We start from the raw sequence: 15,856 nt of genomic DNA, 5'->3' as shown, positions 1-15,856 counted from the left end.
GTTGCGCCCGCGTCATGAGTGACGATCTACCAGATCGCGTCACAGGGCACGGGCGAGTCGCACAAATTGATCACAACCGGATACACGCCCTAGCCCTGCCCGGCCGTTGGTACCGCCCGGCGCGGGGCACCGGCGGGCACGGGCCAAAGAGCGGGAGTGAGGCCCCTACCGCAGGAGTTCACCTTGACCGCTCCCGGTGACGGTCCCGGCGCCGCCGGCGACCGTATGGCCGGAGTGATCGTTTCCGCGGTGAATCCGGCCGCCCGGACGGGTGAGTTGGCTGCTCAGCCCCTGTCGCAGACCACGAGGGCCGCGCTAGACCCACTCATGTGATCAAGAACCTGCTGTGGCGCGGTCTGTCCGCGCTCGCCCTCGCTGCCCTGCCTGTGCTCACCACCGCTCCCGCCTCCCATGCCGCAGATTTGCGGCTGGCCGCGGCCGCCACGGTCGCCTCCGCTCCTGCTGTACCTAGTGCGCTGGGTGTGCGGGTGCCGTTGTCGCTCTTCGATGCGATCGACCAGCTCTCGGTCGCGGAGGAGCACCGGGAGGGCTACAAGCGGGATCTCTACAAGCACTGGAACAAGGGCCTCATCGCCTCGGACGGGTGCGATACCCGCAAGGAGGTCATCCTGTCCGAGGCGCTCGAGGCTCCGCAGGTCGCGGCGGGCTGCAAGCTGACGGGCGGGGTGTGGCGCAGTGCGTACGACGACGTGGTCGTCACCGACGCGGCCCGCCTCGACGTTGACCATTTTGTTCCGCTCGCTGAGGTCTACGACTCTGAGCAGACGCCGTGGGATGCGGCGCGGCGTGAGGCGTACGCGAACGACCAGAACAGTCCAGACACCCTGATCGCGGTCTCGGCCGCCTCCAACCGTTCCAAGGCCGACAAGGACCCGGCGGAATGGATGCCCACGGACGGCTCCTACCACTGCACCTATGCCGCGACGTGGGTGGGGACGAAGCTCCGTTGGGGCCTGGCCGTCGACGAGGCGGAGCGGCAGGCACTCCTCGGCCTTGCCGAGGACTGCCCGACCACCACCGTCGTCTACGAACCAGCCGCCTGATCGGCCTCCCCAAGAACGCCGTGTGGTCCTCCACTGAGCGTAGGCGCGAGGCGCCCGGCGAGGATCGAATGGCAGCGCCGACTGCTACCTGAAGGGCACCATGAACTGGCACAAGAAGGACGGCTGAACCCGTGGACATGCTCAGAGCCGTGGCCCGGGTCCTCGGACAGAACGATGAGGCGTGCGGGGCCGGCTTCCTGGTCGCTGAGGACGTGCTCGTCACCTGCGCGCACGTCGTCCGCGCTGCCGGCAGCGGGCCCGGCCGCAGCGTATGGCTGGTCTTCCCGAACGCTGACGGAGCAGGCGTCGTCGAAGGGATCGTCCTGGAAGAGCCGTGGCGGGAACCCGAGGCCGAAGACGTCGCCATGGTGCGCCTGGGTGTCGCCGTGCCCGGCACGCACGTACCGGCGCTGGGTTCCGCGGCAGGCTCCAGGGGGCACGAGGTGCGCTCGTTCGGCTTTCCCGGACAGGCTCCGGAGGGCGGGCATTTCGGGTACGCGACGGCTGGTGACCTTCTGCCTGCGACCGAGCATCGGGTCAACACCTCCAGCTGACGGGCGCCAACGACCTGACCACGGGGTTCAGCGGCGGCCCGGTCGTCGACGAGGTGACCGGTCTGGTCATCGGCATGCTCACCGAGATCACCAGCCCCGATACATACGGGAAGGGCCAGGGCATCGCCTACGTCACCCCCGTCCAGGTGCTTCGAGCGATCTGGCCTGCCCTGGCCGTTCAGGATGTATGCCCTTACCGGGGGCTGGAGCCGTTCACCGCGGACCAGGCCCAGTGGTTCGAGGGCCGGCAGGACGCCGTGAGCCAGGTCCTCGCGCATCTGGACGAGCAGCGGCGTGTGGTCCTGCTGCTCGGCCCGTCCGGCTCGGGCAAGTCCTCCCTGATCCAGGCCGGGGTCCTGCCCGCACTGGCCGCGGGCGAAGTGGCGGGCAGCGACCGGTGGCTGCCCGTACGGGTTCGACAGGTCAGGACCTCTGTGCCGAGATCGAACGCGCAGGGCTGCCCGGGGCCACCACCGACGGGATCCCCGAGGCCGTGACCCGCACGCTCAGGGCACAACCCGAATACCAGCGGGTCGTGCTCGTCATCGACCAGTTCGAGGAGCTACTCACCCAGCAGAAAGACAACCTCGCCGCCGCGGACCGGCTCACGGCCGCGATCACCTCGCACGCCGCCCTGAGCGTGATCCTCGTCATGCGCGACGACTTCTACCCGCAGCTCGCCGCCCTCGCCCCCGACCTGCTGGAGGCGGCAATGCCGGGCCTCCTCAACATCCCGGGCACGCTGAGCCAGAACGACCTGCACGACATCATCACGCTGCCCGCCCACAACGTCGGAGCCCGCTTCGAAAGCGGGCTCCCGGAGCAGATCGTCACCGATGTCCTGGCCAATGCCCCAGAGGGGGCGGCACGCCGCAGGGCCGCGGTCACGGTGCTGCCCCTGCTGGAACTGACACTCAGCGAGCTGTGGCGACAGCGCCACGACGGCTTCCTCACCCACGACGCCTACCGGCGCATCGGGGGAGTGACCGGCAGCCTGACCACCTGGTGCGACACCGCACTCAACCGACTGCCCCCGGACAGCCTGCCCGTCGCCGAGCGCATGCTGACCTCACTCGTACGCCCTGCCGACCTGCGCCACAACATCCCCGCGATCCGTGCGCAGGTCCCTCTGGAGGATCTGCGTGACCTCGCAGCCAGCCCCGACGGTTCCCCTGATGACAGAGATGTGTTCGACACGGTCCTCGCCGAGCTGACCCGGCACCGCATCGTCACCACCCGCACGCCCGAAGGGCCTTCGGCACGTCCGATGGCGGAGCTCATCCACGACGCGCTCATCCGGGACTGGGGCAGGTTGCGCGAGTTGGTCGGCCAGGACCGCCGCTTCCAGGAATGGTTCGTACGAGCCACCGAGCAGCAGGCCCGCTGGGCCGACGGAAAGCACGAGGAAGACCTGCTCGCGGGCACAGCTCTGGCAGCGGGGCTCGAATTGTCCCACCAGCGCCGTCTGCCCACTGACATCGACCGGTTCCTCACCGCTAGCAAGCAGCGCCAGCAGGCTGCCATCCGCCGAAGCCGGCGCCTCAACGCGATCCTGGCCGGCTTGCTCACCATCGCTCTCATCGCGGGGGGCGGCGCCCTGTGGCAGTGGCGGGCAGCGGTCACCACACGTGAAGCAGCCCAGTCCCGTCAGCTCGCGGCCGAGTCCAGCACCCTCATCGCCTCGAACCCCGAACTCGCCTCGCTTCTGGCCATCCAGGCATACCGCACCAGCCACACACCCGAAGCCGCGGAAAGCCTGCACAACGGCGCAGCCCTCCCGTTGCATCGACGCCTGTCGGGCCATGCCAACGAGGTGCACGCGGTGGTGTTCAGCCCGGACGGACGCACCCTCGCCAGCGGGAGCTCCGACGCCACCGTGCGCCTGTGGGACACGGCCACCGGAAAGGCCGGCGCCACACTGGACCACGATCCTCTCGCAGTGGTCTCGGTGGCGTTCAGCCCCGATGGCCGCATCCTCGCCACGGGCAGCAACGAAGGGCCGGTACGGCTCTGGAGCGTGGCCACCCATAAGCCCCTCGCCACACTGTCCGGGCATACCAGCCAGGTGAATTCCGTGGTTCTCAGCGCTGACGGAAGCACCCTCGCCACCGGCAGCAACGACATGACCGTGCGGCTGTGGGACGTGGCTGCCCGAAAGAGCCGCACCGTCCTGGGCAAGCACACCGACATTGTGAAAGCGGTGTCGTTCAGCCCCAGCGGCACCCTCGCCACCGCCAGCGGCACGACCGTGCGGCTCTGGGACGTAAACACCGGCAGCGTCCTCAGGACGCTGCCGGAGCAGGAAGGCATCGTTGGTTCGGTGCTGTTCAGTCCCGACGGCGGCACCCTCGCCACCGAAAACGGTGACGGGTCGGTAGGGCTGTGGGATCTGGCCACCGGCGAGACCCGCACCACGTTGTACGGGAGATTCAACTCCATGGCGTTCAGCCCTGACGGAACCATGCTCGCCACCGGAAGTTCCGACCACAGCGGGCAGGTCTGGGACGTGGCCACCAGTGCGGTCCGCGCCACCCTCCTCGGACACACGAACGAGGTGGTTTCGGTGGCGTTCAGCCCCGACGGACGCACCGTCGCTTCCGGCAGCCTCGACCACAGCGTGCGGTTGTGGGATGTGGCCGACCGCACCATCCTGACGGGGCACACCAGCGGGGTAATGGCAGTGGCGTTCCGCCCCAACAGCCGCATCCTGGCCACCGGGGGCGCCGAGGGCACGGTCAAGTTGTGGGACGTGGATAGCGGCAAACCCCTCCGCGCTTTGGACAGCGACGGCACCGTGATGTCGATGACGTTCAGCCCCGATGGAAGCACTCTCGCCACCGGTCGCTGGGGCAGTGAAGTGCAGCTGTGGGACGTGGCCGGCGGCAAGGTCCGCACCACCCTGGTCGTGCCCGCGGACAAGGTGAACGCAGTGGCGTTCAGCCCTGACGGAGAAACGCTCGCAACCGGGGCCGCCGATGGGGTTGCAGCGCTGTGGAACGTAACAACAGGAAAGGCCCAGACCGTTATGGGTGAGCACACCGCTTTCGTGAGCTCTCTGGCATTCAGCCCCGACGGGCGCACCCTGGCCACTGGCAGCGGCGACCGTACCGCGCGACTGTGGGACGTCTCCACCGGCGAATCCCGCACCACTCTCTCCGGGCACACCGACCGGGTAACATCAATGGCCTTCAGCCCGGACGGACGCACCGTCGCCACCGGCAGTTACGACCGCACCGTGCGGGTATGGGACGCGGCAACGGGCAAGACCCGCAGCACGCTGATCGGACACACCAGCGATGTCAATGCGGTGGCGTTCAGCCCCGACGGCCGCACAATCGCCAGCGGAAGCATCGACGGCACCGTGCGGTTGTGGGACGTCGCGTCGGCCAAGACCCGCACTACACTGATCGGCCACTCCGACGGCGTGTCGTCGGTAGCGTTCAGCCCCGACGGCCGTACCGTCGCAACCGGCAGTTACGATAAGACGGCTCGGCTTTGGAAAGTAGCCGTCCCCTCACCCGCCGCAGCAATCAAGAAGATCTGCCACTCCGTCAACCGCGACCTCACCCCGGAAGAACGGACGGCGTATCTGCGGGACCAGTCCGTCGGCCCCGTGTGCAGCTCAGACTGAAGAACAGGGTGGCGTCAGAAGTCGTTTTCGCTCGCCGGGCACCTGTTTGCGCCCGGCTGGTCGCCCTACAGTGCGGGCCTGAGCAAGTGGCCAGCGCCCGGAGCCGGGCCGGGACGCACGTCGTGACGCAGACCGTTCCGACTTCTCTGCCGCTCCGTTGCGAGCCAGCAGAGAGGATGGGTCTCGCGCCCAAGAAGATTGACACAGCCTTTCGTAGCCAGGCCGTGAGACTGGTGACAGAGCATCGTGCGGAGTACTTCTCCGAGCGCGCACTCCACATCCAGGTCGCCGAATCCCTCGGCGCCTCTCGGGAGTCCGTGCGGCGCTGGGTGAGCGCCGCCTAGATTCTCCTCACCGGAGGCCGCGCCTGATCCCTCACCGGGGCGGCGTCGCCCCCACCATCCGCGCCGGTCTCGGGGCTGAGACCGGCGAGGCGTATCGCCGAGCCTTCGCAGGGCAGCCGGTCGTTTGCTCTCCGGCGCATGGATGATCACGAGGGCGGCGGGTCAGGTTCGGGTGACGCCGTAGCCGGTGTCGTTGGGGGCGGCCGTCCAGACCTCGGGGTCGAACCACTTGGTGATGTCGGGCTGCATCGCGGTGATGGTGTCCATCCGGGCCTGCCAGTCGGTGCCGGTGGGCCGCTTGTCCTGGCAGCCGGTGCAGCCGTCCTCGCCGTGGATGTGGCCGGCCATCCAGGCGTTCACGGCGACGTTGACGATGACGCTGTACAGGTCGCCGCCGCTCTCCTCCAGGGCGTCAGGCACGCCCCCGAGGATGAGGGCCAGCTCCGGGTTGTCGACCGGCGGCATCGGCGCGCGCCCAACCTCGCCGGGTGTGCTGCTGCTCTCGGCCGTCTGCCGCTGTTGGGCGAGGCTGGCCGCGAGGCCGGCCGGGTCGAAGTACCGCCAGGCGGAGCCCTCCTGGATCCCGAGTTGGGTGGCGACGGCGCGGAAGTTCCGCTCGATGGTGTCGGCGACCGTGCCCGGGCGGACGGTCACACCCCGGTGGGCTGGGCCAGAGTCTCGGCGACCGCTTCCCTGAACGCCTTGGTGTTCCTCATGGACGCCATCTTTCAGGAAAGCGCACGGCCCTGGCTCCCGATCTCGACCTGAGCCGTCCCCGTGGAAGCCGAGTTGAGGCCGGGATCGTCCCGCTTTGGCGGCGGTCAGCCACCGTCCGGACGTCCGGCGGGCCACGTCTCGGTGAACGCCCTGAGCCGGGCCCGTTGGAGCTCCTCCTCCGCGATGCGGCCGTCGAGCACGGACTGATCGACATAGGGAGCGACGGCGGCGAGGACCAGGCGCTGGAGCTCCGCGGGATCGAGCGCCTCAACCTCCCACTGCACCGGTCGGCCGACGTCGAGCCCGTACCGGCGGGCGAACCCCGCCCACCGAGGGTCTCCGGCCTTCCCCGCGGCTGCGGGCAGCTCGTACTCGCGGACCTGGTCGTGCGTGAGCAGACACGCTTCACGTGGGCCGCACCTGCCCAGGGCCCCCGCGGTGCGGCGGTCCGCAGTCTCCTCATCCGGTACGGCAGCCTTTGAAACGGCCGCCTGCAGCTGTCAGCCGTGGGGGCCGGCCACGCTTCCTGCCCCCTCACGTACGTCGCGCCCTTGGAATGCGCGTTTGGTGAAGCAACAGGGTCATGTGCCGTAGACGAGTAGGTCTCCTGGCGGGCCAGGGAAGGTAGCGGCGCCGTCGAGTAGCTGGGTGCCGGGGAGGGGAGCGGTGATGGGGTGGGGGAGGGCGAGGGTAGTGACGGATTCGGGGGGTGCGGCGTCGAAGAGGTAGAAGGTGTTGGAGGCGGCGTCGGACACGAGGTGGGGCGCGGTCGTGCCGGCGGCGTTGCGGATCGCAGCACGGCTGGTGAGGGGGGTGGCGAACATGCGCCGTAGATGGTTCAGGCCACGTTCGTTGAGGGGGGCGTCGCTTGCGGTGGCGAGGAGATCTGCTGTGTGGAGATCGTCCGCAGAGGCGTCGGTGGGGATGGCGCCGGTGAGGAGGAGGACGAGGAGGATGGGGACGGCCTTGCGCTGGAGGGCCTTCGTTGCCTCTCTCAGGCGGTGGGCGTGGAGGGAGGGCAGGGAGAGGGCGAGGCCCCCGATTTGACTGCTAAGGCTGGCGGGTACGGCCGAGCAGACGACGAGCCGGTCGTATTCGCGAATGTCATAGGCGGGGTCGCCTGGGCGTGTTCGGCCAAGGTGCTCGAGGAAGGTACGGGGGTCTTTGCAGGTGCGCGCCGTGAAGCTCTCCATCGTGTAGCGGGTGATGTGTTCGGCCTGCTGGTCGTGGCGGAGCTGGCCGATGAGGCATTTGCCGAGGGCGCTGGCGTGCGGAGCCTGGTGGAAGGGGGTGTGTTCCTCGACAGGTGGGGCGTTGGTGCTGGTGGACACCTGGGTGACGAGGACGTCACCGTCGCTGTATCTCGAGAGGTAGATCGCGGCGCCGATGTGGTCGCGGGCGATAGCAAGGGTGCGCTGGAGCTGCGCTCCGATGCCGCTTCCACCGGGCAGGGCGAGCCGGTCCAGGGCCAGCCCGGGTGCGTAGATACCGAGGGCGCCGTGGACGGGCTCCGCGAAGTCCTCCTCGCACAGCATCTCGAGCAGTGGGGCGAGTTCGGCCTCGTCCAGTCCGGTCTTCGTGGCGATCTGGCCCGCGCTGATACCCAGGCGGTGCTTCTGCAGCACCCCAACGATGTTGTGGGCGTGTCGGGCCTGGCGCATGGCGGCGCTGTCGTCCGCCGAGGCTCGCTTTCCACTCCTGGGCAGGAGGCGGGGTGCGCCCATGGTCCAGCCGGGTGCCGGTGGTTCGGCTGGGGCCGGCGTAGCAGCGTGGGCCGGCCAGGTGTTCGCGTCGGGGCTGGGGGCAGGGTCCTGCTCGTTTGTAACCCGGTCGGGTGCCTCGGCGTCGGGCGATGCCGGGCGAGGGCTGGTGGTCGGGCGGAGCATCCAGTAGCCGGGCCGGGGTTGCTGCGGGCGAAGGGCGAGGGCAAAGACTGCCTTCGCGAACTTCGTCGCCGGTAGCGGGATCAAGCCCAGATCCTCGTGAGGCTCCTGCCGGATGCACACGAGGAGGCCAGCGAGCACGTCCCGTACGCCGGGGGAGAGCGGGCGGTGATGCCAGCGGGGGTCGGGGGTGAAGTCGGAGTGGGCCAAGAGATCCGCCCACAGCTGGGCATCCTCGTACTCACCACGCCGGGAATGGTCCAGGACCAGGCAGTAGGCGGCCTTGTCGACACCCATACCGGCTGCGTACTGCCACCAGAAGCGCGCCCCTTCGCTGTCCCCGGCCGCGTACAGGAGGCACGCGAACACCTGTGCTCCGGTCCCGTCCGTGTGGTGGCTGCTGATGAACACGGCAATGCTGGGGCCGGAGTTCGGGTGGGATACGGTCTGGGCGCACAGCGCCTCAAGCTCCTCTCCGGCTTCCTCGTTGTGGACGAGCTGCTGCCACGCCTGTCCGGCGAACCCGTACATGTGGCGCGCCTGGCGAAGGTGAGCCTTGGCTGCTGCAAGACGGCTCTGGCACCCGCGGTCCGGTGTTCGGGCAGGTAGGGGCGGGGAGAGGGTGTCCTCGCCGTCGAACAGCATTGGTTTCAGCGCGGCAGCGAGAAGCTCCTCCACGGTTCCGTAGCTCCCGTGGGTCTCGCTCATGGCCTGGCCTTGCCTTTCCTGTTGTATTCAGTGGGCAGATTGAGGATCCGTGCCAGCCGTTTGTGGGCATGGCGCAGATTTGAGCGCACGGTGGCCGCGGGGATGGACATCATGTCGGCGATCTCGTCGTTGCTGTAGTCCAGGAGGTAGCGCATGCGCAGGGTGATGCGCTGCCGTTCCGGCAGGCAGGCGATGGCCAGTCGGACGCGGTCCAGGAGGTCCGAGCTGTCGGTGGCGACGGCGTGGGGGAGTTGAGGGTCGAGGGGGTACCTGTCATGGCGCAGGCGCGTCTGGATGGCAACGTGTCGCTTGAGGACCCCCCAGGCGTGGTGGTTGAGGTTCAACCCGAGGGCCAGGCTTGGCCATTCCTCGATCAGTTCGTCCCAGGTCCGCTCTACTGCCTCTTCGGCGTCGACCTGGGACTCCAGATCCATCCAGGCGTATCGGGTGAAGCGTGCCCGGTGCGTCTGGTCGAAGGCGAGGAACCGATCCCACTCCTCGGGCGCCCATCGGAGCGTGGCCGGCGGCTCGGGCAATCGGACCGTGCCGTCAGCCTCGTCAGTGACGTCGCTCATCGGACGGCCTCGACGCGTTCGAGCGGCGCGTACGGCGGGGCGAAGCCCGTCGCTGCACGCGATGGCTGGCTGCGGGCGCAGTCCGGATCCCAGTGCACCACTGCATGGGCTCCCCTTCGTCAGGCGGGCTCGGCTTCAACCGAATGGCGAAGCCCCGCTCCATCCTCGGAGCAACGCAGGAGGGCACACGGCAGAAGACCATAAGAGGTGGCTTGTGAATGATTTCGGATCAATCAGCGACCGATCATGATCGAGCCGTCGAGCCGTCGAGCCGTCGAGCCGTCGAGCCGTCGAGCCGTCGAGCCGTCGAGCGGACCGCTGGCTGCGGGCGGCCTGCCGGAGCGCCCTATCGGCTCCGTAGGGCTGTCCCGGCCTATATCAGCCAACCGTGTATCGCGCTCACGTGAGATGTCGGCGTCATGCTCCGGCCAGAGGTTGAAGCCATGTAGCGGCCGTGGATAGATCTTCCTCTTGTCTTCCGGTAACCCCTGGACTCGCCGGCGGATTGGGTACCTCTAGCAGTGCGCGGGCGCGCGCGGGGCGCGTTTGCCCGAGATCGGGAAGATTTCGGCCTGCCTGGTGACGAAAAGTCGACCTGTCCTGCAGGAACGCGCAAAAACAGCGCCGCCGTCTCATATGAGTAGATTTCCTGGCTAGCGCTTTGTGTCTGTACGGTCACTCGCAGGTGCGTGCGGGGCTTCACCACATGGCCTGGAAACCTCTGTTCGGAGCCCCGCACGCCTTCCACACGCAACACCGAAAGGACTGTGCACATGGCACGTACCCGTCGGCGCCGCCGAACGAAACCGTCCATTGGTCGCTCGGCTGGAAGCCAGCGTATCCACCGTCACGAAACATTTCGTTCCATGAACTGGATTGGCAAGGGCGCGACTTCCGCGTTTCTTGCGATTCCTGTTCTGGGACTCATCCTGATCAATCAGACGTCCGTTCAAGTCACCGTTCCCGCAGGGGCCCTCTATTCCGTCGCTGCTGCCATGACCGGCGCGTTCGCCGGTGTCCACCGGGCTCGCAGGCGCCGCCGCTAGCCCAACCGCGGGCGGGGGCCGCGCCCCCGCCCGCGTACCCATGTGCAACCGCAAGAACGTCTCCGGGGCCGTTCCCGCGGCCCGGGAGGCGTCACGAAATCCGGCGAATCTTCCACACTCTGCGCTTGCACGCCGCTGACTTGAACCCTTTTCGTGACACGGACGGACGCCATGACTTGCGACCACTGCGGCACCCCGCTCACCAGCCCCGGCGTGAGGGCAGGGCGCCCTCAGAAGTACTGCGGCGCCGCCTGCCGACAGGCCGCCCACCGGGCCCGCAAGAACCACCCCGAGCTGGTCGGCACTGACCCGGCCTCACTTCAGCCGGCGGACACCCCCCGACGCCAGGCTGCGCCTGCACCCGTCGTTGATAGCAACCCCACCGAGGATCCGGTCACCGAGATCGCCCATGACCTGAGGGAGTCCGCCCGCGAGCTCCTCAGGCTGCTCCCGGACGCCGACGGTGAGGAGCCGCTCAAACTCGCGGCGCAGATGCAGCAGCAACTCGACGGACTCACTGCCGGCCTCGTCGGACGTGCCCGCTACCGCCAGGTCACCTGGGTCCGTGTCAGCGAGGTGCTCGGCATCAGCCAGGACACCGCCCGCCACCGCTACTCCGAGGACTTCATCAAGCGCCGCCTCGCCCGCCTGACCGGCAATCCCACTCCGGCACCCGCCCCACGAAGCTCAACCAAGAACTCCCCGCCGGCCAGCCCCAGGCCACACCGTACCTCCGCCGCACGAGCCTCGCAGACCACCGCATCCCCCGACAGCCAACCCGCTCCCACCACCACGCCCGCGCCGTCGGGGGCTGCGTACAACCGGCTGGCCCCCGTCCTGTCGATGTTGGTGCGGACGTCCAAGCAGACCAACACCGAGGTCAGCGCCAAGATCGGCTGCTCTCCCTCATTTCTGTCACGGATTCTCTCCGGCGAGCGCCTCCCGACCTGGGCCATGACCGAGAAGTTCGCGCACGCCTGCGGCGCCGACCCCAGCGTGTTGCGGACCGTATGGGTAACCGAGCGGTGCAGCGAACGAACCCGCGACATCACTCTCACCGAGGACGAGGACTCACCCGTTCCTGCGGCCGAAGCTCTCTATCAAGCCGTCCACACCCTCCACGCACGAGCCGGACAGCCAGCGGCCCAGGACATCGCCGTCGCCAGCCGCTGGACCCTCACCACCGACGAAGTCGCCCACCTCATCGAGGGCACCCAGCTCCCCGCCTGGCGGGTTCTGAAGCTGTTCGTCGACCTCCTCGGCGGCGATGCCACCCACTTCCGCCGCCTCCTTGACCAAGCCGCCGCCGAACACGATGCGGGGCCCGCCATCCTGACGCCCAGGCCGACCAACGACCCCACAGCGTCACCCGCCCAACCGCGTACAAAGCAGCCCGCCCCAACCCCACTCAACGAAGTCATCGCCACCTTCAGCCGCACGCTCAACCACCCCAGCATCGTGGAGTCGCAGCGCGCCCGGCTGCTGCAAAAGCGGGCGGATCGCAATGCCCTCAGCCACCCACCGTCCCAAGAGCCCAGCGACCCCCCGCGGACAACAGCGTCCCCGGTCTCGTACCGAGAACTACGCAGGTAACTGCATATCGCGCAGGCTGTCCGCGCCGATCAGTCCCGAGTCGGGGGTTGTGCAGAGTCGGGGTGCACACCCCCAGCATTCTCCGGCTCGATCCGGAGCCGGGCGCGGGAGAGTATCTGCCGGACACGCCACCTGCCGTACAGCTTCGCAATGCCTGCTGCGAGCGGTCCCACCAGCGGAATGCCGGCCAGACGGCGAAGCAGCCGTAGCACCCGGTGCCCATGGTTTACGGTCATGGCGTCCTCCGGCAGGAGTAGGCCAGAAGACCCCTGATGGCCATGGCAAGACAGGCGGTGTGCCACAGGCCCAGCAGGGCGGTGTCGGGCAGCGGAGCCGACGCCGCCTCCCGCACAAGGGCCACTGCCCGATCCCCGCGGTAGGCCGCAGGAAGTGTCCCGGGCAGCGTGGACGGCAGGATGTGCGTGGCGATACTACGCATCTCCTGCCATGCCCTCTCGACATCCTCGGGCGGCAGGAACTGCCGGCTGCGCCACCGCGTATACGCCAGCCTGACGTCATCCCGGATCTCGTGCTCGGCCAGCCCGGCCATGCCGGCGGCGAGGGGCGGAAGGGCCACTGTTCGGGGTGGGGCGAGCAGCCACCCAGACGGCAGGACCACGCGGCCCCGCCCCGGCTTCCTGCCCACCCACCCTTCGTCCTGGAGGAGGCTGAGGGCCGTGCGCATGAGCGATGGTTCGGTGACGCGGTCGCGGGCGAGCTCGGCGATCCCCGGCAGCGGCACCTCGGGAGGGTAGAGCCTGGCCGCGACCTGGTCGAGCAATCGGTTGGCCAGGTGGCGGGCCCGCGAGTCCCGCTCATCTGGCGAATGGGGGACGGCGATGTGGTGGCCGTTTCGGGCCAGTGTCCCGGCCTGGGCCAGGTCTGCGAATGCGCGCGGCAGCAGGGCCGCAGGTACACCGAGGTCGGCGGCGACGACCTTGGCCGGCAGCACCATCCCCGGCACGTAGCGGCCGAACTCGATGCCGGAGACGATCAGCTCACGGACCTCTTCGACCGTCACCTTCGAAGCGGCAAGATCAATAGCGTCAGCTTGCCGCACCTCCTGGCAGAGCGCCTGAACCATCACGCCAACTCGCCTTCACCACGGACCAATAACCGCATGTGCCGGTCTCTCTGCGGGGCGCGCTGGAACAGGTGGGAGTCACCCTTCCAGCCCGTGATTTCGCGGACCTTCTCCCAGCCGCAGGCATGCTCGAGATAGTCAGCCAGGTTCTTTACCCGCACGGTGCAGCGAATCCACGCTGGGGGAGAAGGCCTGCGTGCGGCATAGTCGCAGAGCCAGTGCGTCAGCAGCCGCCCCAAACCCTGCTGCTCGGGGTGGGTGTGAGCCAGGGAGACCGCCAGGCTCGATTCCTGCCGCTCCTCGAGCGTCCAGCCGGCCATGGGAGTTGCGGCCTGCACCGCGAGTGCAGCAACGAGGGTCTCGCCGTCCCACATCCCGACGGGCAGCATGCCAGGCTCGGGCTCCGGGAGGCGGACGAGGTCGACGAGGTTGGAGCTCTCCCCGCTCAATGGGAGCCGACGATCCAGCAGCCAGTACATGCGCAAGCGGATCAACTCGTCGACAGCTGGGACGTGGTCGGGGGTCAGCAGCGTCATGACATACATGGGGACCTTGACTAGTGAGGTTGTGGTCGGAGTCGGCGCGAGGACCGACAGGGGAGGCTGCCTTCCGCAGCAGCGTGCGGCGGCGCTGGCCTTGTAGCGGTTGGCCGACCGCCGAGGTGCGTGGCGCGGGGAGGCTGGGGCACACCCTGGTTGCCCGCCTGGCAACGGAGGCAGTGGCGCGCTAGACCGCACCCCTATGGCCGGTCAGCACGCGGGAATGGCGGAGCGTACTCCGGGGGACGGGGCCGTTGGAGACTGCCCCTTCCAAAGTGGAGAGGCCAGCGCCGGGAGGGACCGGGGGTCAGGGCAGGTGCACGACGAGGAGGTAGCCCAGCGAGCTGACGCTCCGCTTCGCCGCTGGCCTCCAGGTGCAGCAGTCGGCGAACCGCAGCGGCGAGGTGCCGGGTGTCGGATACCGGTCCGCTCGGTGGTAACGCTGGACGGTGCCAAGGAGGCTCATGCTGACTCCCGGAGGGCGGCCGAGCCCAGTACGCACCAAGTGGTGCCGTCCGCGGAGACGCCCCAGCATCCGCGGTGCTCACGTGCGAGGTGATCCACGAGGAAGAGGCCTCGCTGGCCGGTATCATCCGGGTCCGCCATCTTGACCTTGGGAACGTACGATCCGCCACCTGTCACCCCCAGCATGAGAGCGCCACAGCCGACGACCAACCGGACACGGATCAAGATGCTGGAACCGTGCTGGAGTTCGTTGGTGAGCAGCTCGCTGACCATCAGCTCGGCAGCCGACGCCACATCGTCCTCGACGCCCCAGCGGCGCATATGGGACATCGTGGAGCGCCGAACGTCCTGCACGTATCGGGCATCCTCCGGCCGAAACGAGCCGGGCCCAGTGGGGCGCGCGCACCAGACAACGGTCTCCGCCCCGTCGCGGAACCCCGCAGTCGGCGGCACCTGATCCGAGGACAGGATGGCGGGGTCCGGTAACGGCGCAACGCGGGCCGGCTCCGGGGCCTCGCCGGCACACATTGTGTTCGGCACCCTGAGACTGGTCATCATCGGTCCTTTCGGCGGCGTATCCGTCGTCAGCTCGCTCAGATAAACGCCTTCTACCGAGCCGCGAGTAGGGCGATGTGACTCCTTCATCTCCGCGTACCCTAGGGCGATTTGGTCCTTCCTTTACCCATATGAGGGTCGTGCTCGGTCTTACTGTGGAGCGATGAGCGTGCTGCCGAACCACGTACTCGTCGAATGGATGCACGACCAGCAACTGAGCTCCCGTGAACTGGCTGAGCTGGTCAACGGGGCCGTCGCCCAACTCACCGGCCGGCATGGCGGACTGGACGACAGCAACATCCGCGCCTGGCGCTCCGGACGTGTCCGCTGCCCCAAGAACGTGCAACTGCGAGCCCTGGAACTCGTCAGTGGAAAGTCAGCCACCGACTTAGGGTTCGAACGCCGCACTCGTACCCCAGCATCCGCACCAGCGAAGGAGGACCCGCCAGTGCTCCGCCGTCATCTCATCCAGGGAGCCGCCGCCATCGCGGCCACCGCCGCCACGCCCAGCTACGCGGCCTCGCCCCGCATCGGCGTCACCGACGTCGAGCGTCTCCAGCAACGATTCGCCGATGTCGTCGCCAGCGATCACCGCCATGGCGGCCAGCAGACCATCGAACAGCAGGCCGCCGCCCTCAGCGAGGAAGCCCTTCGACTGCAAGCCAGCGGGGCCGCCAGTCAGCGCGTACGCGGATACCTCTACGCCAGCGCCGCCGCGTTCCGCTCCTCCGCCATGTGGGCCGCCATCGACGGACGCCGGTACAACCGGGCCATCGAGCACATGCGTGAGGCCCAGCAATTGGCCGCGATGTCCGGCGACCAGGCCATTCAGTTCCGGATTTGGTCCCACGCCGGCACTATGTACCGGCACATGAAGCGACCCGCCGACGCCGCAGCGACCAACGACGTCGCCCGCACCCTCGCGATCACCCGCCGCGACCCCATGTTCGCCTCCCTCGGCCACGCCCGGCACGCCGCCATCCACGCCACCGCCGGCGACCTCAGTGGCCGTTAAGTCCGACTTCTATTCGTTCGTGATCGCTCGATCGTGGTACTGATCGCTGTCCGGCCTGCCCGATGGGCATGTCCATGTTGAGA

The 15,856-nt window shown here is 68.4% G+C and carries 15 protein-coding genes; 8 read left to right on the top strand and 7 right to left on the bottom strand.

Translation table 11 applies throughout. The annotated features are described in order from the left end of the window. Nucleotides 1–332: 332 nt before the first annotated feature. From AB0M76_RS42425 to AB0M76_RS42410, 4 genes are all read left to right on the top strand, one after another. Entirely contained in the window at nt 333–1,064 is a 732-nt protein-coding gene (locus AB0M76_RS42425; protein ID WP_365958119.1) for an HNH endonuclease family protein, read from the top strand. Between the two features lie 149 nt (nt 1,065–1,213). After that, nucleotides 1,214–1,618, top strand: a complete 405-nt coding sequence (locus AB0M76_RS42420; RefSeq protein WP_365958117.1) for a trypsin-like peptidase domain-containing protein — start codon at nt 1,214–1,216, stop codon at nt 1,616–1,618. 53 nt (nt 1,619–1,671) lie between these two features. Then, nucleotides 1,672–2,115 carry a hypothetical protein gene (locus AB0M76_RS42415; RefSeq protein ID WP_365958116.1) on the top strand — a complete coding sequence of 148 codons (444 nt, stop codon included), beginning with the start codon at nt 1,672–1,674 and terminating at the stop codon, nt 2,113–2,115. Beyond that, a complete protein-coding gene (locus AB0M76_RS42410; RefSeq protein ID WP_365958115.1) occupies nt 2,112–5,249 on the top strand; it encodes a WD40 repeat domain-containing protein in 3,138 nt (1,045 codons plus the stop codon). The genes AB0M76_RS42415 and AB0M76_RS42410 overlap by 4 nt, the downstream gene beginning before the upstream one ends. A 506-nt stretch (nt 5,250–5,755) precedes the next feature. Here AB0M76_RS42410 and AB0M76_RS42405 read toward each other — a convergent pair. Next, nucleotides 5,756–6,247: a hypothetical protein gene (locus AB0M76_RS42405; protein WP_365958114.1), complete on the bottom strand. Its 492-nt coding sequence runs from the start codon at nt 6,245–6,247 to the stop codon at nt 5,756–5,758. 227 nt (nt 6,248–6,474) lie between these two features. On the opposite strand from AB0M76_RS42405, the gene AB0M76_RS42400 reads away from it, so the two are divergent. Continuing rightward, on the top strand, nt 6,475–6,792 hold the full coding sequence (locus tag AB0M76_RS42400; RefSeq protein WP_365958113.1) for a hypothetical protein: 318 nt from the start codon (nt 6,475–6,477) through the stop codon (nt 6,790–6,792). Between the two features lie 99 nt (nt 6,793–6,891). On the opposite strand, the gene AB0M76_RS42395 is transcribed toward AB0M76_RS42400, so the two are convergent. Then, on the bottom strand, nt 6,892–8,901 hold the full coding sequence (locus tag AB0M76_RS42395) for an IclR family transcriptional regulator C-terminal domain-containing protein (protein ID WP_365958112.1): 2,010 nt from the start codon (nt 8,899–8,901) through the stop codon (nt 6,892–6,894). Further along, a complete protein-coding gene (locus AB0M76_RS42390) occupies nt 8,898–9,476 on the bottom strand; it encodes a sigma-70 family RNA polymerase sigma factor (protein WP_365958111.1) in 579 nt (192 codons plus the stop codon). Before AB0M76_RS42390 ends, AB0M76_RS42395 begins: the two co-directional genes overlap by 4 nt. A gap of 866 nt (nt 9,477–10,342) precedes the next feature. Here AB0M76_RS42390 and AB0M76_RS42385 point away from each other — a divergent pair. Together AB0M76_RS42385 and AB0M76_RS42380 are read left to right on the top strand one after the other, a co-directional pair. Beyond that, nucleotides 10,343–10,522 carry a hypothetical protein gene (locus AB0M76_RS42385; protein WP_365958110.1) on the top strand — a complete coding sequence of 60 codons (180 nt, stop codon included), beginning with the start codon at nt 10,343–10,345 and terminating at the stop codon, nt 10,520–10,522. A gap of 171 nt (nt 10,523–10,693) precedes the next feature. Next, nucleotides 10,694–12,115: a helix-turn-helix domain-containing protein gene (locus tag AB0M76_RS42380; protein WP_365958109.1), complete on the top strand. Its 1,422-nt coding sequence runs from the start codon at nt 10,694–10,696 to the stop codon at nt 12,113–12,115. 232 nt (nt 12,116–12,347) lie between these two features. Here AB0M76_RS42380 and AB0M76_RS42375 read toward each other — a convergent pair whose 3' ends face one another. The 4 genes from AB0M76_RS42375 to AB0M76_RS42360 all read right to left on the bottom strand — a co-directional run bounded on the left by AB0M76_RS42375 (nt 12,348) and on the right by AB0M76_RS42360 (nt 14,731). Beyond that, nucleotides 12,348–13,136: a GntR family transcriptional regulator gene (locus tag AB0M76_RS42375; protein ID WP_365958108.1), complete on the bottom strand. Its 789-nt coding sequence runs from the start codon at nt 13,134–13,136 to the stop codon at nt 12,348–12,350. Between the two features lie 62 nt (nt 13,137–13,198). Continuing rightward, nucleotides 13,199–13,735 carry a hypothetical protein gene (locus tag AB0M76_RS42370; protein ID WP_365958107.1) on the bottom strand — a complete coding sequence of 179 codons (537 nt, stop codon included), beginning with the start codon at nt 13,733–13,735 and terminating at the stop codon, nt 13,199–13,201. Between the two features lie 310 nt (nt 13,736–14,045). Then, the gene (locus AB0M76_RS42365) at nt 14,046–14,204 is read right to left on the bottom strand and encodes a hypothetical protein (protein ID WP_365958106.1); all 159 of its coding nucleotides are present in this window, start codon (nt 14,202–14,204) and stop codon (nt 14,046–14,048) included. After that, the gene (locus AB0M76_RS42360) at nt 14,201–14,731 is read right to left on the bottom strand and encodes an ATP-binding protein (protein WP_365958118.1); all 531 of its coding nucleotides are present in this window, start codon (nt 14,729–14,731) and stop codon (nt 14,201–14,203) included. Before AB0M76_RS42360 ends, AB0M76_RS42365 begins: the two co-directional genes overlap by 4 nt. 190 nt (nt 14,732–14,921) lie before the next feature. Between AB0M76_RS42360 and AB0M76_RS42355 the strand changes: the two genes are divergently transcribed. Then, entirely contained in the window at nt 14,922–15,773 is an 852-nt protein-coding gene (locus AB0M76_RS42355) for a hypothetical protein (protein ID WP_365958105.1), read from the top strand. Nucleotides 15,774–15,856: the final 83 nt, after the last annotated feature.

The organism is Streptomyces sp. NPDC051364, from assembly GCF_040682115.1.
Taxonomy (GTDB): domain Bacteria; phylum Actinomycetota; class Actinomycetes; order Streptomycetales; family Streptomycetaceae; genus Streptomyces.
This window is presented reverse-complemented; position numbering and strand designations above follow the sequence as displayed.